Source organism: Streptomyces sp. NPDC020489 (genome assembly GCF_044386545.1).
Taxonomy (GTDB): Bacteria; Actinomycetota; Actinomycetes; order Streptomycetales; family Streptomycetaceae; genus Streptomyces.
In genome coordinates, this window is sequence record NZ_JBIRUZ010000012.1 from 257,322 (window position 1) to 281,299 (window position 23,978).

Below are 23,978 nucleotides of genomic sequence, written 5' to 3' on the forward strand. Positions count from 1 at the left end.
GGGGCCTGCCTCTCGGATCAGCTCGGCGTCGCACCGTTGCTCGCAGCCGAGCTGATCCGAGAGACAGGCCCTAGCTCCGCACCGGTTGCCGGTCATCAGAGCAAAGGGCGACCCAACTGTGAAGGCTCCGCGCGAAGAAATCTGACTGTCTGTCAGAAAACCCTTGAAGAGCCCGGGCGGCTCCTGCAACCTGTTCTCGTTCTTATCGAGGGGAGATGAGCGATGGGTGGGACGGAACACCTCACCGTGCAGCGCGAAGGCGCCACACTGGTGCTCACGCTCAACAGGCCACAGGCCAAGAACGCGCTCTCGTTGGCGATGCTCGTCGGCCTCTACGACGGCTGGATCGAGGCCGACGCCGACGACTCGGTCCGCTCGATCGTGTTCACCGGCGCGGGCGGCTCGTTCTGCGCGGGCATGGACCTCAAGGCCCTGGCCGGCCACGGCATGGAGGGAGAGCGGTACCGGGACCGCCTCAAGGCCGACCCCGACCTGCACTGGAAGGCGATGCTGCGCCACCACCGCCCCCGCAAACCGGTGATCGCCGCCGTCGAGGGCCACTGCGTGGCGGGCGGCACCGAGATGCTCCAGGGCACCGACATCCGGGTGGCGGGGGAGTCCGCGACCTTCGGCCTCTTCGAGGTCAGACGCGGCCTGTTCCCGATCGGCGGCTCCACGGTCCGCCTCCAGCGCCAGATCCCGCGCACCCACGCCCTGGAGATGCTGCTCACCGGCCGCCCGTACACCGCCCGCGAGGCCGCCGACATCGGCCTGGTCGGGCATGTCGTCCCCGACGGCACGGCGCTGACCAAGGCACTGGAGATCGCCGAACAGATCAACGCCTGCGGCCCGTTGGCCGTCGAAGCGGTGAAGGCCTCCGTGTACGAGACCGCCGAGATGACCGAGACCGAAGGACTCGCGGCCGAACTCAAGCGCGGCTGGCCGGTCTTCGACACCGCCGACGCCAAGGAAGGCGCCCGCGCCTTCACGGAGAAACGACCGCCCGTCTACAAACGAGCCTGACGAGGGAGTCACCGTGCCCGAAGTCCTCAAAGCGCCGCTCGTCGTGGAGTTCCCCTTCACCCGCTCCCTCGGCCCCGTCCAGAGCGCCTTCCTCACCGGGCTGCGCGAGCGTGTCGTCCTCGGCGTGCGGACCACCGACGGCCGCACCCTCGTGCCACCCGTCGAGTACGACCCGCGGACCGCCGAGGAACTCCGCGACCTCGTCGAGGTCGCCCCCACCGGCACGGTCACCACCTGGGCCTGGAACCACGAACCGCGCCGGGCCCAACCGCTCGACACCCCCTTCGCCTGGGTCCTGGTCCGCCTCGACGGCGCCGACACCGCCCTCCTGCACGCCCTCGACGCCCCCGGCCCCGACGCCGTGCACACCGGCATGCGCGTCCGCGTCCGCTGGGCCGAGCACCGCACCGGCGCCATCACCGACATCGCCTGCTTCGAGCCGTACGACGGCGACCCGGCCCAACCGTGCGGCCACAGCGGTGAGTTCGCGGACCCGGTCACCGGGATCGTCGCGGCCGCCCGCCTCGACTACACGTACTCCCCCGGCCGCGCACAGACCGCCTACATCAACGCCCTCGCCGACCACCGCAACGTCGGCGAACGCTGCCCCTCCTGCCGCAAGGTGTACGTCCCGCCGAGGGGCGCGTGCCCCACCTGCGGCGTCGCCACCTCGGAACAGGTGGAGGTGGGACCCGGCGGCACGGTCACCACGTTCTGCATCGTCAACATCAAGGCGAAGAACCTCGACATCGACGTCCCCTACGTCTACGCCCACATCGCCCTCGACGGCGCCGACCTCGCCCTGCACGGACGCATCGGCGGCATCCCCTACGACCAGGTGCGGATGGGACTCAGGGTCGAGCCGGTATGGACGGAAGGCGGCCGCTTTCCCGACCACTACCGGCCCACGGGAGAGCCCGACGCGGACTACGAGACGTACAAGGAGCTCCTGTGACCAGGGACATCGCCGTCGTCGCCTTCGCCCAGTCCGACGTCCTGCGCACCACCGAGGAGCAGTCCGAGGTGGAACTGCTCATGCCGGTCCTGCACGGCGTCCTGGAACAGACCGGCCTCAAGACCGCCGACATCGGCTTCACCTGCTCCGGCTCCAGCGACTACCTCGCCGGACGCGCCTTCTCCTTCACCCTCGCCCTCGACGGGGTGGGCGCCTGGCCGCCCATCTCCGAGTCGCACGTCGAGATGGACGGCGCCTGGGCGCTGTACGAGGCCTGGACCAAACTGCTCACCGGAGACGCGGACACCGCGCTCGTCTACTCCTACGGCAAGTCCTCACCCGGCTCCCTGCGAGACGTCCTGACCCGCCAGCTCGACCCGTACTACCTGGCCCCCCTGTGGCCCGACTCGGTCGCCCTCGCCGCGCTCCAGGCGCAGGCGCTCATCGACGCGGGCGAGACCGACGAACCCGCCCTGGCCGCCGTCGCCGCCCGCAGCCGTACGGACGCCGCCGACAACTCCCGCGCCCAGCTGAGGGGTTCGGTGCCGCACGGGGAGTACCTGGTACGCCCGCTGCGCACCGGGGACTGCCCGCCGATCGGCGACGGGGCCGCCGCCGTGATCCTCGCGGCCGGGGAGCGGGCCCGCGACCTGTGCTCCCGCCCCGCCTGGATCCGCGGCATCGACCACCGCATCGAACCGCACAGCCTCGGGGTCCGCGACCTCACCGACTCACCCTCCGCACGGCTGGCCGCCGAGCGGGCCGGAGCCTTCGAACAGCCCGTCGACACCGCCGAGTTGCACGCCCCGTTCACCTCGCAGGAGGTCGTCCTGCGCAAGGCGCTGCGGCTCGGCGACGAGGTGCGGGTCAACCCGTCCGGCGGGGCGCCGGCCGCCAACCCGATGATGGCCGCCGGACTGATCCGCATCGGCGAGGCCGCCGCGCGCATCCACCGCGGGGACTCCGACCGTGCCCTCGCGCACGCCACCTCCGGCCCCTGTCTGCAACAGAACCTGGTCGCCGTACTGGAAGGGGATCCGCGATGAGCAAGGAACCCGTGGCCGTCGTGGGCGTCGGACAGACCAAGCACGTCGCCGCCCGCCGAGACGTGTCGATCGCGGGGCTGGTACGCGAGGCGGCCCGACGCGCCCTGGACGACGCCGAGTTGACCTGGGCGGACGTGGACGCCGTCGTCATCGGCAAGGCGCCCGACTTCTTCGAGGGCGTCATGATGCCCGAGCTCTACCTCGCCGACGCCCTCGGCGCGGTCGGCAAACCGATGCTGCGCGTGCACACCGCGGGCAGCGTCGGCGGCTCCACGGCCCTGGTCGCGGCCGGACTCGTCGCCGCCCGCGTCCACGGCACCGTCCTCACCCTGGCCTTCGAGAAGCAGTCCGAGTCCAACGCCATGTGGGGGCTGTCCCTGCCGATCCCCTTCCAGCAGCCGCTCCTCGCCGGGGCGGGCGGCTTCTTCGCACCGCACGTCCGCGCGTACATGCGCCGCAGCGGCGCCCCGGACACCGTCGGCTCGCTGGTGGCGTACAAGGACCGGCGCAACGCGCTGAAGAACCCCTACGCCCACCTCCACGAGCACGACATCACCCTGGAGAAGGTCCAGGCCTCGCCCATGCTCTGGGACCCGATCCGCTACTCCGAGACCTGCCCCTCCTCCGACGGCGCCTGCGCGATGGTCCTGACCGACCGGGCCGGGGCGGCCCGCGCACCCCGCCCGCCCGCCTGGATGCTCGGCGGCGCCATGCGCAGCGAACCCACCCTCTTCGCCGGCAAGGACGCCGTCTCGCCCCAGGCCGGGAAGGACTGCGCGGCCGACGTGTACCGGCAGGCGGGCATCACCGACCCGCGCCGGGACATCGACGCCGCGGAGCTGTACGTGCCGTTCTCCTGGTACGAGCCCATGTGGCTGGAGAACCTCGGCTTCGCCGCCGAGGGCGAGGGCTGGAAACTCACCGAGTCCGGGGTGACCGAACTGGACGGGGACCTCCCGGTCAACATGTCGGGCGGCGTGTTGTCCACCAACCCCATCGGCGCCTCCGGCATGATCCGCTTCGCCGAGGCGGCGCTCCAGGTGCGCGGCCAGGCCGGGGAGCACCAGGTGGACGGGGCCCGCAGGGTGCTCGGGCACGCCTACGGCGGCGGCTCGCAGTTCTTCTCCATGTGGCTCGTGGGGGCCGAACCCCCTGATGCGTGAAACGCCTCCCCGCAGGTCACCGAAAGGTCCCCCTCACGTGGCCTGTCGGCGGCCCGAGGCGATCGCTAGGCTGGCCGCGGACGACGCAATCGGGAGGAGCACGGACGTGGCCGAGACCACCATCCAGCAGCAGCCGCTCATGGGCTGGGACAAGCCCGAGCTGGACCTCAGCGGTGCGGACTGGCACTCCAGCAGCCGTGGCCTGGGGGATGTCCAGATCGCCTTTGTCGAGGGTTTCATCGCGATGCGCAACAGCGGCCGCCCGGAGAGCCCTTCCCTGATCTTCACGCCCGCCGAGTGGGGGGCGTTCGTGTCGGGCGCCCGGGAGGGGGAGTTCGACCTCACGTGACGTGCCGTCCCGTGTGACGCCGTACCCGCGCACGAGTGGGGGCCGATCCGGGGGTGTCCCACCGGATTTTCCGGACACGCGACCTTGAGCAGTCCTCCGTGGCCGTCGTCGGCGACGCCGGCCCCGGGGGAAGGTCGTACTCCGGAGACGAGGAACCCCATGAGCACCCTGCCGGTCATCGCTGCGGTCGACGGTTCGGACGACAGCCTGCGCGCCCTGGACTGGGCCCTGGACGCCGCCCGAAGCCGCCGGGCACCGCTGCGGGTGGTCCATGTGCGGCAGTACGCCGCGTGGGCCCAGCCCGACGTCCTGTCCGCCGGGCCGCCGGACGCGAACGAGGACGCGGTCCTGGAAGACGTCCGCACCCGGCTGGCGGACGTCGCCGACCGGCCGGTGCTGGAGTACCTCGCCCTGGAGGGCGCGACGGCCGCCGTGCTGCCCGAACTGGGCGCCGCCGCCCAGCTGTTGGTGCTCGGCTCCCGGGGACGAGGCGGCTTCGCCAGTCTCCTGCTGGGCTCCAACGGCATGGCCGCCGCACGCGACGCGGAGTGCCCGGTGATCGTGGTGCCCCGGCCGGGCCGGGAGGTGGGGACGGACGTGGGGACGGACGTGGGGACGGACGTGCCTGCCGGACCAGGGCCCCGGGTGGTCGTGGGCCTCCAGGCCGACAGCCCCGACGAGAACACGCTCGCCTTCGCCTTCGCCGAGGCCGCCCTGAGAGGCGCCCGCCTGCACGTCGTGTCCGCCTACCAGTGGCCGCTCCAGACCTGGGCCATGCCCGGTGAACTGGCCCCGGTGATGGTCGACCAGGACGCGGTCGAGGCTGAGACCCGCACCCTCGCCGAGGGCTTCCTCGCCCCGCACCGGGGGCACCACCCCGACGTGCGGGTCGACCTGTACGTCGCCCCGGGCGACGCGGCCGGCCACCTCGTCGGCGCCTCCCGGGACGCCGAACTGGTCGTCGTCGGCCGGCACCGGCGCCGGCTGCTCGCCCCCACCCGCATGATGGGCTCCGTGACCCAGGCGGTCCTGCTGCACGCGGCCGCCCCGGTCGCGGTGGTCCCACCGCAGCCGTCCCACGGGTGAGGGTGCCGCCCGTCATCAAAGCCATGCGGCACTCGAGACCATGCGTGACTCGCTCGGCGGGGGTCGGCCGACCCCCGTCCACCGCAGTCGCCCGCCTGTCCCCGGCGCCCCGTACCATGGGCGACATGTCGTTTCTCCGTCGCCGCAGCGCCACTCCCGCCGGCCCCGACTTCGACGTCCTGGCCATGGACCCGGGCGACTGGCCCGGCAATCTCGGCGCCGGTCTGCTGCCCGCCCCCGACGGCACCTGCCAGGGTGTCTTCCTGCGCTACGACCTCTTCGGCGGCCGCGGCCCAGCGATGATCATCGGCAACCTCCCCGAGGGCTCCCCGGCCCGTGAGCTGGCCGAGGGCGAGGTCCCCTTCGAGGTGGCGCAGCTGCTGATCGCACTGGAGAACGACGAGGAGGTGACCGTCGTCGGCACCGAGGACATGCCGGTGATGCAGGGCGACAACCTCCTGATCGTGCGGCGTCTGAAGCTCTCCGAGAGCCGGATCTCCTGTGTGCAGTTCGACCGCAGCGACAACGTCCTGGTGACCATCGCCTCCTGGGACCGCCCCATCACCGACGATCTCTACGCCCTCCTCAAGCCGCTGCCGGCGGAGCTGTTCCAGCAGAGCTGAGGGAGTGGTCATGACCCCCGCCGCGTCTCGGCCCGCGGGCTGCGAGCCGGCGGGCCTGACCCGTCACGTGGCTCTCCCGCGCAGCCCGGCGCGTGACACCGCCACGCGCCGGGCCACCGCCTAGCGGACGACCTGCGCCTCGACGTCGGCCGCCCGCACGAACGCCACCCGGTGACCGAACTGGATCTCGTAGTAGAGGTCCTTGCCGACCACCACCCGGTGCGAGTCCGTGGTGAAGGTGACCGCGTAGTAGTACTCACCCGGCACCTTGGCACCTGCCACGTACCTCTGCCCCTTGAGCAGCTTGTACGGCAACGGAGACACCGCCTGCGCGGGCACCCCCGCCGGGTACGCGGAGGCCTCCGGGTACGCGCGCCCGTACACCGGGACGCTCTCCGCGCCGGCCTTGGGCGTCACCAGCAGGCCCTTGGCGCTCACCGCGGTCGGGTCCTTCTGGGGGTTCTTGAACCAGGCCTTCTGGCCCAGGTACCAGATCGCGGTCCAGTCGCCGTCGCGGCCGGCGACCGCGTACTGCTGGCCGGTGGACACCCGTGAGGAGATGTCGTTCACCCCGGTGCCCGGCACCGTGCCCAGACCGACGTCCTTGATCAGGGGATAGGTCTCACCGGGTCCGGAGTACAGCCGCACCTCGCTCGAACCGTGCGCCGCGCACGGCACGCCCTTGGTGACGCAGCCCGTGTACTCCGGCCGGTTCGTCGCGTAGTCGGGGCGGACCGTCACCAGTTCGGCCTGCTTGCCGCCGGTGGCCTTGAACGGGCGGCCGAGCAGCTCGAAGTAGTGCCGCCAGTCCCAGTAAGGGCCGGGGTCGGTGTGCATGCCGCCGATGGTCGCCGTGGTCGGGCCCGGCACATTGTCGTGCCCGAGGACGTGCTGCCGGTCCAGCGGGATGTCGTACTTCTTGGCGAGGTACTTCACCAGCCGGGCCGAGGAGCGGTACATCGCCTCCGTGTACCAGGCGTCCGGGTTCGCCAGGAAGCCCTCGTGCTCCAGACCGATCGACTTGGCGTTCACGTACCAGTTGCCCGCGTGCCAGGCCACATCCTTGGCCTTCACATGCTGCGCGATGTGACCGTCGGTGGAGCGCAGCGTGTACTGCCACGAGACGTACGTCGGGTCCTGCACGAGGTTGAGCACGCCCTCCCAGGCGCCCTCGGTGTCATGGATGACGATGTACTCGATGCTCTGCGACGTGGGACGGTTCCCCAGGTCGTGGTTGCCGTAGTCGTTGTCGCCGAACTCCTTGTACGGGGCCGGGATCCACTCGCAGGACACCGACTTCGGGCACTCCGTGGCCCCGGCGCGGAGCGTCCGCAGCCCCGCCCCGTCCAGGCGCCCGGGCTCCGGTGCCGCCCCCGGTCGCGGCGCGAGGGCCACCAGCTGCCCGGTGTCCGTGGTGCGCTCCTCGCCGGTGCGGATCACGTCGTACACGTCGTTCGCGTACGCCCGCGCCGTCGCGATGTCGTCCGCGCCCGAGAAGCGGGCCACCGCCGCGTACCAGTCGGCGGGGTCGTCGCTGAGCGGCCCGCCGAGCTCGCGCTGCGTCTCGGCGAGGAGTGCCGCGCCGCCCGCGATGTTCGCCGCGGGGTCGGTCCGCAGCCGTGCCGCGCTCAGCCCGGTCAGTTCCGCCGCCCTGGGCAGCGTCGTCAGGCGGGCCGGGAACGACGTCGGCGCCGGCACGTCGGTCTCGGGGAGCAGGGCCGGCCGGGTGCTGTCGCCGCGCGCGTCCTCCGTGCCCTCGCTGTGGTGCGGGGCCCGGGCGAGCGCGGCGCGGGCGTCGGTGAGGTGCATCGGTCCGTAGCCGCCGGTCACACTCGGCGCCCCGGCGTGCGTGTCCCAGCGGGACTGGAGATAGGAGACACCGAGAAGCACGCTCTGCGGCACCTCGTACCTGCCGGCGGCCGAGGCGAACGCCTGCTGGAGGCTGTCCGTCGAGGTCTGTGCGCCGGAGGGGGCCGCGCCGAGCAGGGGGAGCAGCAGTGCCGCGGTGGCGACCGCGCCGAGGGCGGTCCGCGTGCGTCTGGGGCCGGCGGCGCCGGTCGGGTCGGATCCTCGCAAAGCAGCCTCCTGGGACGGTCGGGCGCGATGGGCCGTGCGGTGCCGGGCGTGCGTCAGTGGTACCGGCTTGCCGACGATCCGTCAATCATGCCCAGGAACAGGCAAATCCCCTTGTCAACCGGCGGTCCCGGGAGTTTCGCCGCGGCACCTGCAAGGCCTGCGGGGCGTCACTGGCGTACACCAATGGGCCGTTTGCGAGCGGGCCGCCCGGCGGACATACGTCGGTCCGCGGTGCGCCGCTGTCGCGGGCCGCACCGCGGACCGGCGTCCCCGTCAGCGAGTGCCGACCGCCGCGCGTACGGCCCGTCGGGCCAGCTGGCAGTCGTCGTGCAGCCGCCTCAGCAGCAGCCGCTGTTCCTCGCCGGACGGCGCAGCACCCGGGTGGGCCGCTCCCGGTGCCGCCGGGGTCGTGTCATGCATCGAACGCTGCACGGCCGTCTCGTAGGTACGGATCTCGCGCGTCAGGACGAGCATCAGGTTCACCAGGAACGCGTCGCGCGAGGCGGGGCCCGCCGACTGGGCGATCTGGCTGATCTGGCGACGGGCGACGGGCGCGTCCCCGAGCACCGACCACAGGGTCGCCAGGTCGTAGCCCGGCAGGTACCAGCCCGCGTGCTCCCAGTCCACCAGCACGGGACCGGCCGGTGACAGAAGGATGTTCGAGAGCAGCGCGTCGCCATGGCAGAACTGGCCCATGCCCTGCCGGCCCGCGGTCGCCGCGATGCCGTGCAGCAGCTTCTGCAGGTCGCCCATGTCGCGGTCGGTGAGCAGCCCCAGTTCGTGGAAGCGGGAGATCCGGTCCGCGTAGTCCAGCGGGGCGCCGAAGGTGCCCGCCGGGGGCCGCCAGGCGTTCAGCCGGCAGATCGCGCCCAGCGCCGCCCGGATGTCCGCCCGCGGCGGGGCCTCCGCGGGATGCCGGTGCAGTGCCGCCACCCGGCCGGCCATCCGCTCGATGACCAGGGTGCAGTTGTCGGGGTCCGCGGCGATCAGCCGGGGCACCCGCACGGGCGGGCGGTGCCGGACGAACGAGCGGTACGCCGCTATCTCGTGCCGCACCCGCTCGGCCCACATCGGGGAGTGGTCCAGTAAACACTTGGCGACGGCCGTGCTGCGTCCGGTCGTCCCCACCAGGAGGACGGAGCGTCCGCTGCGGCGCAGGACCTGGACCGGAGCGAACTCCGGGCAGATCCGGTGCACCGACGCGATCGCCGTACGCAGCTGGGCGCCCTGAGGGCCGGACAAGTCGAGTCTCCCGCTCAGCGGTTGGGTGCCGAGCCCCGGAGCGCGCCGCGTCCTGCCGGCACCGAGCACGGGGGCCGTCGGGCGAGCGGGGTCGAGGTAGGGGCCGGTGCCCGCCGGGCGGGGGTGCAGCGACCGGGGCGGGGCGGACACGGAGGACGATGCTGTGTACATGGGCGAAACAGATCCCTTCGTGTGCCAGCAGTGCATGTCTGCGCAAGTGCGCTACCCGGCCCGGCCGCCCTGGGGACACCCTGGGGAATGCACCCGTCATATGGCAGCGGCCGAGTCGGGGTGGCGCGTTCCTACCTGACACCCATCGCCCACTGGCACACCATCTGGCGCACCCTGGCGAACCCTGGCGAATAGTCGCCCGGCAACTCTGCCCGGGCTACTGTCAACTCAGCCGAGAACCTGGGGGCTTGACGTGAGCGGACAACCCAACACCCGACTTTCGGACCTGTTCGGCCTGGCCGGCTGGTCCAAGGGTGAACTCGCGAGGCTGGTCAACCGGCAGGCGGCGGCCATGGGCCACCCCCAGCTCTCGACCGACACCTCGAGGGTCCGGCGCTGGATCGACACGGGAGAGATCCCGCGCGACCCGGTACCCCGTGTGTTGGCTGCCCTGTTCACCGAGCGTCTCGGCCGTGTCGTGACCATCGAGGACCTCGGTCTGGTCCGGCACGGGCGCGTGGGGAAACGGCAGGGCGGCGGGAGTGTGGAACATCCCGACGGTGTGCCGTGGGCGCCCGAGCGGACGGCTGCGGTCCTCACCGAATTCACGGGAATGGACCTCATGCTCAACCGACGCGGCTTGGTGGGCGCGGGTGCCGCGCTCGCCGCGGGATCAGCACTCAGCAGTGCCATGCACGACTGGCTCCACACCGACCCGGCCCTGACGGCCGACGCTCCCCGTTTCGACGATCCCCTGCATGCCGACCCCGCTGGGTTCGACCGCTATGAGGCCGCCCCCATCGGGTCGCAGGAGATCGAGGAACTGGAGCGTTCCGTCGAGGTGTTCCGGGCGTGGGACGCGGCTCGCGGCGGCGGGCTCCAGCGCAAGGCGGTCGTAGGCCAACTCAACGAGGTGGGCGGCATGCTCGCCTACCGACACCCCGACCATCTCCAGCGACGCCTGTGGGGCGTCGCCGCCAACCTCGCCGTCCTCGCGGGCTGGATGTCGCACGACGTCGGCCTGGAGCCCACGGCCCAGAAGTACTTCGTCATCGCCGCCCACGCGGCCCGTGAGGGCGGTGACCGGCCCCGCGCCGGGGAGGCGCTCTCCCGAGCGGCTCGCCAGATGGTGCACCTGGGCCGGCCCGACGACGCACTCGACCTGATGAAGCTCGCCCAGTCCGGTTCGGGGGACGAGGTGCTGCCGCGCACCATGGCGATGCTCTACACCGTGGAGGCCTGGGCGCAGGCCTCCATGGGCAAGGGCCAGGCGATGCGCCGCACCCTCGGTCAGGCGGAGGACCTCTTCGTCTCCGACCGGAGCGACGTGCCCCCACCGAGCTGGATGCAGATGTTCAAGGAGGAGGATCTGTACGGTATGCAGGCCCTGGCCTACCGCACGCTGGCCGAGCACGAGCCGTCCGCGGCCGTGCACGCCCAGCACTACGCGGAGAAGGCCCTGGCCCTGCGGGTCGACGGACGGCAGCGGTCGAAGATCTTCGACTTCCTGTCCATGGCCTCCGCCTGCTTCCTCGCGGACGACCCGGAACAGGGCGGCACGTACGCCCGGCTGGCCCTGGTGTCGATGGGGTCCAACTCCTCGCACCGCACCTGGGACCGGCTGCGCCAGATGTACCGGCTCACCGCGGAGTACTCGAGCTACCCGAAGATCCATGAGCTGCGGGAGGAGATCAAGCTGGCCCTGCCGCGGCCGGTGAAGGGCGGGAACAGCGCACGGGCATAGGGGGTTTGTGCGCCGTTGCCCCACCTCGCGGCCCCGCAGCCGACCTCGGTCTCGGCTTAGTCTCGGCTGACGTGAGTCTCAGCTCGTCACCCTGGCGATGAGCACGCAGGCGTCGTCCTCGCGCTCGGTCTTGCCGAACTCCTCCACGACCATCCGTACGCAGTCCTGTGCGGTGGGCGCCTCGGTGAAGCGCGGGGCCAGGCCGAGGAGACGGTCCGCGGCGTCGGTGCTGTCATGCCCGGGCACCAGCCCGTCGGTGTGCAGCAGGAGCAGGTCGCCGGCTTCGAGGGTCTCTTCGGCCTGCTCGTAGGTGGCGGCCGGGGTCGCGCCGAGCAGGACGCCGTCCGGTGCGTGCAGTCGGCGCCCCGTCCCGTCGCGGAACAGCAGCGGGGCGGGGTGTCCGGCCTGCGCCCAGGTGAGGGTGCGGGTCTCGGGGCGGTAGCGGCAGCAGAGCGCGCCGCCGAGTGCGGGGTGCACGGTGGCGTCGAGTAACTGGTTGAGCCAGGACAGCAGTTGGCCCGGCTGGGTGCCCGCCATCGCCATACCGCGCACGGCGCCCAGCAGCGTCGCCATGCCGGACGTGACGGCGACGCCGTGACCGGTGAGGTCGCCGACGCTGAGCAGCATGTCGCCGTCGGCGAGTTCGAGCGCGTCGTACCAGTCGCCGCCGAGCAGGGCGGTGGCCGAGGACGGCAGACTGCGCGCGGCGAGATCCAGGGTCTCGGGGCGGCGGCGCGGGAGCCGCAGGGAGCCGTGTCGCGGCGGCAGCACGGCTTCCTGCAACTCGACCGCGAGCCGGTGCTCGGTCTGCGCGCGGTGCTGGTGGTGCTGGAGCGAGTCACGGGTCTCGCTCACCACCCTCTGGCTGCGGCGCAGTTCGCTGACGTCGCGCAGCACGGCCCACATGGACGCGGTGCTGCCGTCGGCGTCGAGCACGGGCTCGCCCATCATGTGCACGGTGCGCACGGCACCGTCCGGGCGCACCACGCGGAACTCCCCGTCGATGGGCTTGGCGTCGACGAGGCAGTCCGTGACCATCGACGTCAGCTTCGGCCTGTCCTCGTCGAGCACCAGGGACGGCAGCTCGTCGAGGGTGAGCGGGGGAGAGGCGGGGGCGCGGCCCAGGATCTGGTAGAGCTCTCCGGACCAACTGGCCTCGTCCGTCAGCAGGTTCCACTCCGCGCTGCCGACCCGGCTGAGCAGCGAGCCGTGCCGGGGAGCGGTCGGCGCGGCGGGGGCGGCGGGTGCCGGGTCGTCGGGCGCCGGTCCGGGCGGACCGTCCCGCAGCTGGGCCAAATGCTCGTCGAGGTCGTTGAGTTGGTGCAGTGCAAGGTCGTAGAGCGCGCGCTGCCAGCGACCCTGCGGGTCCGACACCTCGTCCTGAGCGTCCCGCCGTACGGCGTCCACCTCTCCCTTGAGCCGTCGCGTCTGCGATATGAGCGCGTCGACCGAGCCGCGGCCCGGCGGCTGGGCGGAAGGGCGGTCCGCAGAGAGATGGGACGGCATGACGCGCTCCGATGCGGGGAGGGAAGGACCAAGGCTGACGGAGGGACCGTTACGACTGTGGCACAGCCCGCGACGCCCTGTAAGGGATTCGGCAACACACGATACGGTGGTGCTTCTGGCATATGCCACAGTCTTCATGGAGGGGTTTCACCGTACGATCGGTGTAGCTCATCCCTGGGGCAAGTCGTAGTCAGCGTACGTGAGTTGAGGGGTTTCTCGGGACTCGGGATAGACATTCATCCGCGTGTTCGACGGCCCCTTGTTCGGTCCGCTGTCGAGCCCTGCATCGGCCGGGGTCACGGAGGCGGACGTCGATGCCGCGGGGGCACCTGTGCCGGTGTCGGGCAGGGGGTGACTCTCCTGTTCCCGGCGGCGGGTTCGGGCAAGTTCGTCACCCTAAACGTCCAATGCCTCATTTGCGGGTGACGCACATCACATCGATTGGTAAGGGCTTCCGCGTAATGCGAACGGCACCTGCGAGGTCGTACAGACATCGGCTCTACGGCCGGACTTCGACACGCAGGGGGAACCGACGATGGACATCGAACTCGAGCAGTCCGCGCAGGGGTGTCTGATCACCACCGAGGAACACGAGCTGCCCGTCCCCACCACGCTCCGCTACACCTCCGCGGACCCGTTCGCGGTGCATCTCGACTTCCCACCCCGCGTCTCCCTCGACGGCGAGACGGTCACCTGGACCTTCGCGCGCTCGCTGCTGGAGGCGGGACTGCGCGGCCCGGCGGGCAGCGGGGACGTCCATCTGTGGCCATGCGGACAGGCCCGCACGGTCGTGGAACTCCACTCGCCGTGCGGGCTGGCCCTGCTCCAGTTCGACACCTCGGCACTGCGCCGGTTCCTGCTGCGGTCCTACGCGGTGGTGGCGGCCGGGCAGGAGGATGTCGGCGCGGCGGTGGACCGCGGTCTGAGCTCGCTGTTCGGGAGCGTCTGAGGAGGCCCGCCGGTCAGTAGCGCAGGATCCCCGCGATCCCCCGGGCGTCGCCCAGCGCGCCGTCCGGGACGAAACGGACGTCGGCGCCGGTCTCCAGGCACTGCTCGACGATCTCGTCCACGATGTCGTCGCGGGCGTCGAGATCGCCGCTGGCGGCGGGGACCAGGTGGTCGACGCCCTCGTCGCGGACGGTGACCCGGTAGTTCTCCTCGACGGCGAGGAGCCGGACGCGGCCCTCGCGGGCGTTCTGCCACACCTCGTCCACGCCGGCCGCGAACGCCCGGCGGCCCCGCGCCGACTCCAGCTCGCGGGCCACGGCGGCGGTGTCCTTGCGGGTCTCGGCCTCGTGCAGGGGGCGCACCGCCTGCCACACGGCGTCCGGGGTGCCGTGCGCGAGCCCGCCGCGCGGCACGTGGACGGCGTCCCTGGTCGCGCCGCCGACCTCGTCCAGCGCGGCCAGCGCCGCGGTATCGCCGGTGACGTAGAGCGGGCGCGGGCTCCCGCGCAGGAGTCTGCCCATCGCGGTGTCGGCCTCGCGAAGGAAGTGCCGGGTGCCCTCGTCGCGGAAGGTGCTCGGCAGGTCGCCGATCCGCTCCTGGCGCTCGGCGTCGAAGTTCTCACGGCTCCGGGTCAGGGGGAAGCCGTCGGCGCGGTGCTCGGTGACGCGGTCCGTGCCGCCGTTCCACAGGGTGACGTGGTCGGCGGAGACCGACAGCACCCAGAACGGCCGCTCGGCGGCCTGTGCGGAGACGAGATTGCGGGTCAGGAAGGTGTCGGAGACCACCACCCGCTCGGGCACGGACCGGGCCAGCGACCACACCTGGTGCTCGCCCGGAGCGGCGAAGATCACCAGGCCGTCCTCGGCATGCGCCAGATCGACCTCGGCGAGGGCCTGGTCCAGCTGGCGCGCGACGTCGGCGCGCCGCTCCCGGCTGACCGCGGGATCGGCCTCCAGCTGCTTCTTGGCCTCGGCCACGACATTGCGCAGCCGGACCGGGTCCTGGGCGTTCTCGGGCTCCCGGCGATGTGTCGGCGTCAGCACGGACACAGCCGGATAGGGGCGCGGGCGCCGCAGCTCGATGAGGGTCGTGGGGCTGAGTGCGTGCTCCATAACAGCACGATAGGGCCGATCGGCGGATAGGGCATCAGGGGTAATGAAGTAGGGCATCAGCGGCATTTCGTTGCTAGCGTCGCTGGGGCGCCGAAGTCCCCACCGCCGTAGGACGCCCATGAGCCAGGCCGACACCCAGACGCAGGCACCTCCCGCCGTGAAACTCTCCCTGCCGACCCTCACCACCATGGTGGTCGGCTCGATGGTCGGCGCCGGGGTCTTCTCCCTGCCCCGCAGGTTCGCGCAGGAGACCGGTGTGGCCGGAGCCCTGATCGCGTGGGCGGTGGCCGGCACCGGCATGCTGATGCTGGCGTTCGTCTTCCAGACCCTCGCGGTGCGCCGACCGGATCTCGACGCGGGTGTGTACGCCTACGCCAAGGCCGGATTCGGCGAATACCTGGGCTTCTTCTCGGCGTTCGGCTACTGGGCGAGCGCCTGCGTCGGCAACGTCACCTACTGGGTGCTCATCATGTCGACGATCGGCGCGGTCGCACCCGCTCTCGGCGACGGCGACACCGTGCTCGCGGTGGTCCTCTCCTCCGTGGGGCTGTGGCTGTTCTTCGCGCTCATCAGCCGGGGCGTGAAGGAGGCGGCGGCCATCAACCGGATCGTCACGATCGCCAAGGTCGTCCCGATCCTCGTCTTCGTCGTCCTCGCGCTCTGCTATCTCGACCCCGGCGTCTTCGCCGACAACTTCGCCGGCGCCGACTACGCCGGCTCACTGTTCAACCAGGTCAAAGGCACCATGCTGGCCACGGTGTTCGTGTTCCTGGGCGTCGAGGGCGCGAGCGTGTACTCCCGGCACGCACGACGCCGTGAGGACGTCGGCCGGGCCACGATCCTCGGTTTCGTGAGCGTCTTCGCGATCTTCGCGTCGGTGACGATCGTGTCCTACGGCATCATGCCGATGGCCGAGATCGCCGAACTCCGGCAGCCCTCCATGGCCGAGGTGCTGGAACACGCGGTCGGCACCTGGGGCAAGGTCTTCGTCAGCGTCGGCCTGATCGTCTCCGTCCTCGGCGCCTATCTCGCCTGGACGTTGATGGCGGCCGAGGTGCTGTACGTGGCCGCCAAGGACGACGACATGCCGCGTTTCCTCAAGCGCGCCACGGCGGCCGACGTGCCGGTGCCCGCGCTCGTGATGTCGACCGTGCTCAGTCAGATCGTCCTCGTCGTCACGCTGTTCTCCGACGACGCCTTCAACTTCGCCCTCGACCTGACCAGCGCGCTGACGCTGATCCCGTTCCTGCTGGCCGCCGCCTTCGCGCTGAAGATCGGCCGGGCCGGCACCTGGGCCCAGTTGGCCGTCGCCGCGCTCGCCACCGTCTACACGGCGTTCCTCCTCTACGCGGCCGGCCTGAAGTTCGTCCTCGTCTCCTTCATCATCTACGCCCCCGCCACCGTGCTGTTCGTGATGGCGCGCAAAGAGCAGGGCAGACGGCTCTTCTCACCGCGCGAGTACGTGATCCTCGCCGTCTCGGTGGCCGGCGCGGTCCTCGGCGTGGTGGCCCTGGCCGTGGGCTGGATCAGCCTGTGAACCCCCCGGAAGGTGCACCGTGACCAGTCAAGAGACCCGCCCCGCCCACGGCGTCCACTCCGAGGTCGGCAGACTGCGCAAGGTGCTGGTCTGCGCCCCGGGGCTCGCCCACCGCCGGCTCACCCCGACCAACTCCGACGACCTGCTCTTCGACGACGTCATGTGGGTGGAGAACGCCCAGCGCGACCACGCCGACTTCGTCAACAAGCTGCGCGAACGCGACGTCGAGGTCGTCGAGTTGCATGATCTGCTCGCCCAGACCATGGCGGTCCCCGGCGCCCGGGACTGGCTCCTGGACCGGAAGATCGTCGCCAACGAGGTCGGTCTCGGCCTCGTCGACGCCACGCGCGCCTACCTGGAGTCGCTGGAGCCGGAGCGCCTGGCCAAGTACCTGATCGGCGGCCTGGCCACCACCGACCTGCCCGAGGAGTACCGCACCGCGTACCTCGGCCTCGCCCGTGAGTCGACCGGCGTACGCGAGTACCTGATGCCGCCGCTGCCCAACACCCTGTACACCCGGGACACCACGTGCTGGCTCTACGGCGGCGTCACGCTCAACCCGCTGTACTGGCCCGCCCGGCACGACGAGACCCTGCTGATGAAGGCGGTCTACAGCTTCCACCCCGACTTCGCGGGCTCCACCGTCTGGTGGGGCGACCCCGAACAGAACTGGGGGCAGGCGACGTTCGAGGGCGGCGACATCATGCCCGTCGGTAACGGGGTCGTGCTGATGGGCATGAGCGAGCGCACCTCGCGCCAGGCCATCACTCAGGTGGCCTCGGCGCTGTTCAGGAACGGCGCCGCCGAGCACGTGATCGTCGCCGGCATGCCCAAGCTGCGCTCCGCGATGCACCTGGACACCGTCTTCACCTTCGCCGACCGCGACCTGGTCACCCTCTACCCGGCCATCATGGACGCCGTCCACACCTTCTCCCTGCGGCCCGGTGACAAGGCGCCCGGCATCGAACTCGTCGACGAGGGCTCGACGCCCTTCGTGGACGTCGTCGCCAAGGCGCTCGGGCTGCCCGGGCTCAGGGTCGTGGAGACGGGCGGGGACCTGTACGCCTCCGAGCGCCAGCAGTGGGACAGCGGCAACAACGCGGTCGCCCTGGAGCCCGGCGTGGTCTTCACCTACGACCGCAACACGCAGACCAACACCCTGCTGCGCAAGGCGGGCATCGAGGTCATCACCATCGTCGGCGCCGAACTCGGCCGCGGCCGCGGTGGCGGGCACTGCATGACGTGCCCGATCGTGCGGGACCCGGTGGACTTCTGAGTCAGGCGGACGGCTCGAGCACCGCGATGTCGCCCTGGGCGACCGCGCACAGCGTCTCGGTGCCGACGGCGTCGACCGCGATCACGTCACAGCGGCACACGACCCGGGTCCGGCCGGCGCGCACCACCCGCGCCCGGGCGCGCAGGACCGCGCCGGTCGCCGGACGCAGGTAGTCGATGGTGAAACCGGACGTGATGACCCCGCTGCCCACGACGCTGCCCGCGGCGAGGGTCAGGGCGTTGTCGGCCGCGTAGGAGAGCACGCCGCCGTGGGCATAGCCGTACTGCTGGAGCAGTTCCTCGCGCAGGTCCAGCTCGAGGGTGGCCTCGCCGTCCCCGAAGGCCGTCACCCGGGCGCCCAGGAGGCGGCTGAAGGGCTGTTCCCCGAGGACCTTCCGGGCGAGTTCCAGATCCAACGTCCTGCTGTCGCTCACGTCCGCACCTCACTTCACTGGTGAAGTGAGGGTGGCGCGCGGGGGTGTCCTCTGTCAACATCGGCCCATGCCCGAGCCCGATCAGCGCCTCTACTACCTGCTCCAGAGGGCCGCCCACCGGCTGCGCACCACCCTGGACCGGCGCTGTCTCGACACCGCGGGCGTCACCACGGCCCAGCTCGGCGCACTGTTCGCCGTCCAGGAGGAACCCGGCCTCACCCAGCAGCAGCTCGCCCGGACACTCGGTCTGCGTGAGTCAGCCGTCACCGGCCTCGTCGCACGGCTGAGCGCGGCGGACCTGCTGTCGCGGCGACCGCATCCCCGGCAGCACCGCGCCGTGGTCCTCGAACTGACGGACACCGGCGCCGCCGCGCTGCGTGCCGCCCAGCCGGAGATCGACCGCTTCAACGCCGAGATGCGGTCCGTGCTCGGCGACGACGGCTTCGACGGTGCCGCGGCGGCACTGCGGCGCCTCGCGCACTGGGAGGGCTGACCCGCGGGCCGGTCAGGAGGTGTCCTGCTCCGATCCGCAGGAGCTGCCGCTCGGGGGCAGGGAGCCGTAGAGCAGGAAGGCGTCGACCTTGCGCTGGACGCACTTCGACGAGGCGTACCCGGTGTGGCCGTCGCCCTTGTTGTCGAGCACGACCGCCGAGTCGCCGAGCCGCTTCGCGGTCTCCACGGTCCAGCGGTACGGCGTCGCCGGGTCGCCCCGGGTGCCCACGAGGAGCATCTTCGGGGTGTCGACGTCCCGGACCTTCTCACGGATGAAGTCGGTGCCCTTGGGGCGGCCGTAGCACGTCAGCACCTCGGTGAGGCGGTAGCGGCCGAAGACGGGGGAGGCCTTCTCGTACGCGGAACGCAGCCGGCCGAGGTCGCGGGTGATCTCGTCGGCGGTGGGCCGGTCCGGGTCGTCCGCGCAGTTGATGGCCATCAGCGCCGCCGCGAGGTTGTCCGGCGGCACCTCGTCCTCGTCGGCGAGTTCGCCGTCCGCGGCCGCGAACGCGGGCAGCGCCGTCCCGCCCGACGAGAACGCCTCGATGCCGCGGGTGTCCCCGTCCTCGACGAGCTGGGCCAGGGCCCGCTCCAGCAGCGGCCACAGCTCCCTGCTGTAGAGGGCCTGGCCGATGGCGCCGACGAGGTCCTGGCCGGAGAAGTCGTAGCCCCAGTCGGTGGGCACGGGATCCTCGTCGAGCGAGCCGACGAGCCGGACGACCTGCTCGCGGGCCTTGCGCGCGTCCTGGCCGAACGGGCAGGCGACGTCGTCGACGCACCAGTCGATGAAGTCCTCCAGCGCGGTCTGCTGCCCCTCGGCGCCCACCCTGCCCTGCTCGGTCAGGGGTTCGGTGAGGGTGTCCACGCCGTCGAGGACCAACCGGCCGACCTTCTTGGGGAACTGGGCCGCGTACACCGCGCCGAGCCGCGTTCCGTAGGAGAAACCGAGGTAGTTGAGCTTCTTGTCGCCGAGGGCCGCGCGCATCACGTCCAGGTCGCGGGCGGCGTCGACCGTGCCGATGTGGGGCAGGACGGGGCCGGAGTGCTCGGCGCAGGCAGCGGCGACCCGCTTCAACTGCCGTAGCAGCGCCCGTGGATCGTCACCGCCCTCCGCCGCGAGGGCCGCCTCGGTGTCGTCCCCGCAGCTGACCGGCGAGGAGCGGCCGACGCCGCGCGGGTCGAACGACACCACGTCGTAGCCCTTGGCCAGGCCCATGAACTCGTCGCCGCCGGCAGCGAGTTCGCCGACACCGGCACCGCCGGGACCGCCGAAGTTCAGCAGCACCGAGCCTCTCGCCCTGCCCGTCGCCCGGTAGCGGGCGAGGGCGAGATCGAGGGTGCCCGAACGGGGATTGGCGTAGTCGAGGGGCACGGTGACCTTGCCGCACTGCAGGTCGTCGGCCGCGGACATGCCCTCGCATCTCGACCACGCGATCTTCTGGTCGTAGAAACGCGACAGGTCGGCGCCGTTGGTGCGGGTGGCCGTCGGCAGCCCGGTGCCCAGCAGGGCGAGTCCGACCGCCCCGGCGAGCGCGCAGCGTCGCGTTGACAGCTTGGCCAGCATCGATGCCTCCAGGCGGAGCGCGCACACCGCGCCCTCGATCACGATAGGCGGCTCGCGGAAGCGCCGCCTCCGGACGGGCGGGAGCGTGCGGAGTGCCTTATCCTGCGCCCCTCACCACGCATTCGACGGTTTTACGACTAGTTCGACAACTGTGCCGCTCGATGGGGTGAAAGACCGATAAGCCATAACTCGGATGGTTCGTCCGCGTTTTACGCGGTGCGGGCGACTGCCCGCGATCCATGACGGGAAGGCAGGGAACCTATGAGGCGGGTTACCCGAAACGGTGTGCTCGCCGTCGCCGCCGTGTCCGGCGCGATGGCGGTGTCGATGCCCGTGCACGCCGACTCCATGTCGGACGGTGACACGGCCGGCTCGCCCGGAGCGGTCTCCGGCAACACGATCCAGCTCCCCGTGCACGTCCCGGTCACCGTGTGCGGCACCACCGTGAACGTGGTGGGACTGCTCAACCCCGCCGCGGGCAACACCTGTGGCAACCGAGGCGGTACGGCCACCCCCGCACCCGCGGACGCCGCCGCGGAGGGCGGCGTGACGGACGCGCCGGGCGTGCTCTCCGGCAACGGCCTCCAGCTGCCGGTCCACGTTCCCGTGCACGTCAGCGGCAACGGTGTGAGCGTGGTCGGCGTCGGCAACGCCGCCGTGGGCAACGAGTCCGTCAACACTCCCGGTGACCGGCCGCGGGACACCCCGGTCACGCCGGTCCCCGAGCCGGAGGCCGAACCGCCCAGGGCGCACCCCGACCCGAAGCCCGACGTGCCCGAGCCGCACCGGCCCGTGGCCTCGCTCGCCCGCACGGGCACCGACGGGACGCTTCCCGCCGTCGCGGGAAGCGCCGCGCTGGTGCTGGGTGGAGCGGTGCTGTACCGCCGCTTCCGCCCGGGGGCGGCGCGCTGACGGGGTACCCGGCCCGCACCGGCCCTCGGACCATGACCCGTAATGGTGTTGCCCCGCGCCGGTCCTGATGCTGGAGTGAACCCATGGATCACACCGCGGTACTCGCCCTGTACGACCGGGACATGCGTGAGGGCGCGCAGCCGGACAGCCCGGAGTCCAGGATCGAGCGGGTCGGCAAGGTGGTCCGCCAGGTCTCCTCCGAGCAGGGCTGGAACGGGGTCGTCTGGTCCGACCTCGACGACGCCGGCGCGGACGCGGCGATCGCCGAGCAGATCGCGTACTTCTCCGGGCTCGGCCGCGAGTTCGAGTGGAAGCTGTACGGGCACGACCTGCCGGTGGACCTCGGGCAGCGGCTCAGATCGGCCGGGTTCACCGCGCAGCCCGAGGAGACCTTGATGATCGGTGAGGTCAACGACCTCACCCTCGACGCCGAACCGCCCGAGGGCATCCGCGTCCTGCCGGTCACCGACCGCGCGGGCGTGGACCTCGTGGCCGACGTGCACGAGGCCGCCTTCGGCACCGACAGCACCCGCCTGCGCCACCAGTTGCTCGCCCAGCTCACCGCCGACCCGGAGACCGTGGTCGCGGTCGTCGCGCTGGCCGGGGAGACGCCGGTCAGCGCGGCCCGCATGGAACTCGTGCCGGGCACCCGTTTCGCCGGGCTGTGGGGCGGCGGCACCGTCGAGGCCTGGCGCGGCCGGGGGATCTACCGCGCCCTGGTCGCCCTGCGGGCCCGGGAGGCCGTGGAGCGGGGCTACCGCTACCTCCAGGTGGACGCCCTGCCGAGCAGCCGCCCCATCCTGGAGCGCCTCGGTTTCGAGCCGCTGACCACGACCACGCCGTACCTGTACACCGTGTGACGGGGACCATGTGCCGGGGGATGTCACATCCGAGGGCCCCCGATCCGTCGCAAGGGCATGGACACGAACCAGAGCATCCTCCTCGCAGGCGCCGGCGGGGTCCTCGGCCGGCACATCACCCACGCCCTCACCGAGGCGGGCCACAAGGTCACCGGGCTGGGCCGGAGCGAGGGCAACGAGATCCGGGCCGACCTCATGGACCGGGACGCCCTGCTGCGCGCCGTCGACGGCCACCACTTCGACACCGTGATCCACGCGGCGACCGCGCTGAGCAAGCCGCCCATGCGCCACCGCGACATGCACGCCACGGACGCGCTGCGCGTCGAGGGGACCGCCCATCTGATCGAGGCCGCGCAGGCCACCGGAGCCCGCCGCTTCGTCGCGGAGTCGATGGTGTTCGGCTACGGCTACGGAGACCACGGTGACCGCGAACTCACCGAGGACGAGGGCTCCTTCGGCGCCCGGTGCGCCGACCCGGAGCTGGAACGCCACGTCGCCGGCATGCGCACCAAGGAACGGCTGACCTTCGAGGCCGAGGGCCTGGAGGGCATCGCGCTGCGCTACGGAGCCTTCTACGGCCCGGGCGGCACCGAGAACCTGCTGCCCATGCTCCGCAAGCGGCAACTGCCGGTCCCTGCCGACCGCGGACGCGTCCTGCCGTGGGTCGAGCTCACGGACGCGGCCCGCGCCATGGTCGCCGCCGTGGAGCGCGGGCGCCCGGGGCAGGCGTACAACATCGCCGACCGCACGCCGACGGGGTTCCGGGGGCACATCGTGCGCGTGGCCGAGGAGTTCGGCCTGCCCAAGCCGATGGCCGTACCGATGTGGATGATGCGGCCGATGTCGTACGCGCACGCGCTGATGGGGGCGACGCTGCGGGTGTCCATCGCGAAGGCCGAGCGGGAGCTGGGCTGGACGCCGGTGTACCCCTCGTGCCGCGAGGGTCTGGCCGCGCTGCGTGCCTCACAGGTCTAGTTGGTACTCCATCGCCCGGTGCGTGGGCAGATAGCCGAGGGCGTCGTTGACGGCACGCATGGGCGCGTTGCTGTCCGCGGTGTCGGTGAGCAACCCGCCCAGTTCCGGGTGCCGTTCACGGGCCAGGAGGATCGACGCCGCCTTGAGCCGCCGGGCGAGTCCCCGGCCGCGATGGTCCGGCAGCACCGCCGTGCCGTAGTGCTGTCCGTCGCCCCGGCCGTCGCCGGGCACGACGAGTTCGCAGAATCCGACCACCGAGCCGTCCGCCGTGTCGACGGCGGCGACCGTGTGCAGGAGATCGCCGCGCTCGGCGACCGTCCGGGCCGCGGCGACCACCCGGTCCACGTCCCAGACGACGGTGCCGTAGTCGGTGCCCTCCATGGGCATGTCGTCCATGGCGCGCCGTGAGGCGGCGTAGGACGCGGCCAGGTCGTCCGGCACGACGCCGTCCCACGTGGTCAACCGGTAGCCGGGGCACGGCCGTTCGGCGATCGCGCGGATCGGGGTGAGGTCCGCGTCGGCCAGCGGGAGCCGCGCGTAGGTCAGGGACAGCACCGGGTTGAAGCCCCGGGCCGCGAGGAACCGGTCCGCGGGGGAGCCCTGTTCGGCCTGGGCGATGACGGAGCGGCGTCCCTCGGCCCGTGCCGCGCTCACCGCTGCCTCCAGCAGGAGGGTGCCGACGCCCTGTCGGCGCTCGGCGGCGTGCACCGCGATCTCCAGTTCCGCGAGGTGCGCCTGGCCCTCCTGGGTGAACAGCCGCAGAAAGGCCGATCCGGTCGGTGCCCCGTCGACGGCCGAGGCCAGCCAGGCCAGACGGCGGCTCGAACCACCGGCTCCGGGGTCGGTCAGCGGGGTGATGCGCGGGGTCAACTGGGCTCCGGTCAT

The 23,978-nt window shown here is 71.9% G+C and carries 22 protein-coding genes; 15 read left to right on the forward strand and 7 right to left on the reverse strand.

Features of this window, described 5'->3' with window-relative positions:
* Positions 1 to 222: 222 nt before the first annotated feature.
* From ACH41F_RS30015 to ACH41F_RS30045, 7 genes are all read left to right on the forward strand, one after another.
* Positions 223 to 1,023 carry a crotonase/enoyl-CoA hydratase family protein gene (locus ACH41F_RS30015; protein ID WP_391231753.1) on the forward strand — a complete coding sequence of 267 codons (801 nt, stop codon included), beginning with the start codon at positions 223 to 225 and terminating at the stop codon, positions 1,021 to 1,023.
* A gap of 13 nt (positions 1,024 to 1,036) precedes the next feature.
* Positions 1,037 to 1,978: a Zn-ribbon domain-containing OB-fold protein gene (locus tag ACH41F_RS30020; protein WP_398838286.1), complete on the forward strand. Its 942-nt coding sequence runs from the start codon at positions 1,037 to 1,039 to the stop codon at positions 1,976 to 1,978.
* Positions 1,975 to 3,024, forward strand: a complete 1,050-nt coding sequence (locus ACH41F_RS30025) for a thiolase domain-containing protein (RefSeq protein ID WP_391231755.1) — start codon at positions 1,975 to 1,977, stop codon at positions 3,022 to 3,024. The genes ACH41F_RS30020 and ACH41F_RS30025 overlap by 4 nt, the downstream gene beginning before the upstream one ends.
* Entirely contained in the window at positions 3,021 to 4,187 is a 1,167-nt protein-coding gene (locus ACH41F_RS30030; protein WP_391231756.1) for a thiolase domain-containing protein, read from the forward strand. Before ACH41F_RS30025 ends, ACH41F_RS30030 begins: the two co-directional genes overlap by 4 nt.
* Before the next feature lie 106 nt (positions 4,188 to 4,293).
* Positions 4,294 to 4,536, forward strand: coding sequence for a DUF397 domain-containing protein (locus ACH41F_RS30035; RefSeq protein WP_391231757.1), 243 nt, complete (start codon positions 4,294 to 4,296; stop codon positions 4,534 to 4,536).
* Between the two features lie 159 nt (positions 4,537 to 4,695).
* Complete coding sequence (locus tag ACH41F_RS30040; protein ID WP_398838287.1) at positions 4,696 to 5,622, forward strand: universal stress protein; 927 nt, start codon at positions 4,696 to 4,698, stop codon at positions 5,620 to 5,622.
* A gap of 125 nt (positions 5,623 to 5,747) precedes the next feature.
* Entirely contained in the window at positions 5,748 to 6,245 is a 498-nt protein-coding gene (locus ACH41F_RS30045; RefSeq protein WP_391231759.1) for a hypothetical protein, read from the forward strand.
* 120 nt (positions 6,246 to 6,365) lie between these two features.
* On the opposite strand, the gene ACH41F_RS30050 is transcribed toward ACH41F_RS30045, so the two are convergent.
* Together ACH41F_RS30050 and ACH41F_RS30055 are read right to left on the reverse strand one after the other, a co-directional pair.
* Positions 6,366 to 8,321, reverse strand: coding sequence for an N-acetylmuramoyl-L-alanine amidase (locus tag ACH41F_RS30050; RefSeq protein ID WP_398838288.1), 1,956 nt, complete (start codon positions 8,319 to 8,321; stop codon positions 6,366 to 6,368).
* A gap of 273 nt (positions 8,322 to 8,594) precedes the next feature.
* Positions 8,595 to 9,734 carry an aminoglycoside phosphotransferase family protein gene (locus ACH41F_RS30055; RefSeq protein WP_398838289.1) on the reverse strand — a complete coding sequence of 380 codons (1,140 nt, stop codon included), beginning with the start codon at positions 9,732 to 9,734 and terminating at the stop codon, positions 8,595 to 8,597.
* 253 nt (positions 9,735 to 9,987) lie between these two features.
* Here ACH41F_RS30055 and ACH41F_RS30060 point away from each other — a divergent pair, with 253 nt between their 5' ends.
* Positions 9,988 to 11,478, forward strand: coding sequence for a hypothetical protein (locus ACH41F_RS30060; RefSeq protein WP_391231762.1), 1,491 nt, complete (start codon positions 9,988 to 9,990; stop codon positions 11,476 to 11,478).
* 78 nt (positions 11,479 to 11,556) lie between these two features.
* On the opposite strand, the gene ACH41F_RS30065 is transcribed toward ACH41F_RS30060, so the two are convergent.
* The gene (locus tag ACH41F_RS30065; RefSeq protein ID WP_398838291.1) at positions 11,557 to 12,984 is read right to left on the reverse strand and encodes a PP2C family protein-serine/threonine phosphatase; all 1,428 of its coding nucleotides are present in this window, start codon (positions 12,982 to 12,984) and stop codon (positions 11,557 to 11,559) included.
* Positions 12,985 to 13,519: 535 nt separating this feature from the next.
* Between ACH41F_RS30065 and ACH41F_RS30070 the strand changes: the two genes are divergently transcribed.
* The gene (locus ACH41F_RS30070; protein WP_391231765.1) at positions 13,520 to 13,933 is read left to right on the forward strand and encodes an SsgA family sporulation/cell division regulator; all 414 of its coding nucleotides are present in this window, start codon (positions 13,520 to 13,522) and stop codon (positions 13,931 to 13,933) included.
* Between the two features lie 13 nt (positions 13,934 to 13,946).
* Here ACH41F_RS30070 and ACH41F_RS30075 read toward each other — a convergent pair whose 3' ends face one another.
* Complete coding sequence (locus ACH41F_RS30075) at positions 13,947 to 15,044, reverse strand: chemotaxis protein (protein WP_398838292.1); 1,098 nt, start codon at positions 15,042 to 15,044, stop codon at positions 13,947 to 13,949.
* 118 nt (positions 15,045 to 15,162) lie between these two features.
* Between ACH41F_RS30075 and ACH41F_RS30080 the strand changes: the two genes are divergently transcribed.
* Positions 15,163 to 16,581, forward strand: a complete 1,419-nt coding sequence (locus ACH41F_RS30080) for a basic amino acid/polyamine antiporter (RefSeq protein ID WP_398838294.1) — start codon at positions 15,163 to 15,165, stop codon at positions 16,579 to 16,581.
* 19 nt (positions 16,582 to 16,600) lie between these two features.
* Positions 16,601 to 17,857: an arginine deiminase gene (locus ACH41F_RS30085; protein WP_398838295.1), complete on the forward strand. Its 1,257-nt coding sequence runs from the start codon at positions 16,601 to 16,603 to the stop codon at positions 17,855 to 17,857.
* A gap of 1 nt (position 17,858) precedes the next feature.
* Here ACH41F_RS30085 and ACH41F_RS30090 read toward each other — a convergent pair whose 3' ends face one another.
* Positions 17,859 to 18,290, reverse strand: a complete 432-nt coding sequence (locus ACH41F_RS30090) for a PaaI family thioesterase (RefSeq protein ID WP_398838296.1) — start codon at positions 18,288 to 18,290, stop codon at positions 17,859 to 17,861.
* Between the two features lie 67 nt (positions 18,291 to 18,357).
* Here ACH41F_RS30090 and ACH41F_RS30095 point away from each other — a divergent pair, with 67 nt between their 5' ends.
* Complete coding sequence (locus ACH41F_RS30095) at positions 18,358 to 18,783, forward strand: MarR family transcriptional regulator (RefSeq protein ID WP_391231770.1); 426 nt, start codon at positions 18,358 to 18,360, stop codon at positions 18,781 to 18,783.
* 12 nt (positions 18,784 to 18,795) lie between these two features.
* Here the strand turns inward: ACH41F_RS30095 and ACH41F_RS30100 are convergent, their stop codons facing one another.
* Positions 18,796 to 20,346 (reverse strand): alpha/beta hydrolase, encoded by a 1,551-nt coding sequence (locus ACH41F_RS30100; protein ID WP_398838298.1) that lies wholly within the window; start codon positions 20,344 to 20,346, stop codon positions 18,796 to 18,798.
* A 261-nt stretch (positions 20,347 to 20,607) separates the two neighbouring features.
* Here ACH41F_RS30100 and ACH41F_RS30105 point away from each other — a divergent pair, with 261 nt between their 5' ends.
* The 3 genes from ACH41F_RS30105 to ACH41F_RS30115 all read left to right on the forward strand — a co-directional run bounded on the left by ACH41F_RS30105 (position 20,608) and on the right by ACH41F_RS30115 (position 23,093).
* Positions 20,608 to 21,258, forward strand: a complete 651-nt coding sequence (locus tag ACH41F_RS30105; protein ID WP_391231772.1) for a chaplin family protein — start codon at positions 20,608 to 20,610, stop codon at positions 21,256 to 21,258.
* A gap of 83 nt (positions 21,259 to 21,341) precedes the next feature.
* Positions 21,342 to 22,118 carry a GNAT family N-acetyltransferase gene (locus ACH41F_RS30110; RefSeq protein ID WP_391231773.1) on the forward strand — a complete coding sequence of 259 codons (777 nt, stop codon included), beginning with the start codon at positions 21,342 to 21,344 and terminating at the stop codon, positions 22,116 to 22,118.
* A gap of 57 nt (positions 22,119 to 22,175) precedes the next feature.
* On the forward strand, positions 22,176 to 23,093 hold the full coding sequence (locus tag ACH41F_RS30115) for an NAD-dependent epimerase/dehydratase family protein (protein ID WP_398838299.1): 918 nt from the start codon (positions 22,176 to 22,178) through the stop codon (positions 23,091 to 23,093).
* Here the strand turns inward: ACH41F_RS30115 and ACH41F_RS30120 are convergent.
* On the reverse strand, positions 23,082 to 23,978 hold the full coding sequence (locus ACH41F_RS30120; protein WP_398838301.1) for a GNAT family N-acetyltransferase: 897 nt from the start codon (positions 23,976 to 23,978) through the stop codon (positions 23,082 to 23,084). The genes ACH41F_RS30115 and ACH41F_RS30120 overlap by 12 nt on opposite strands.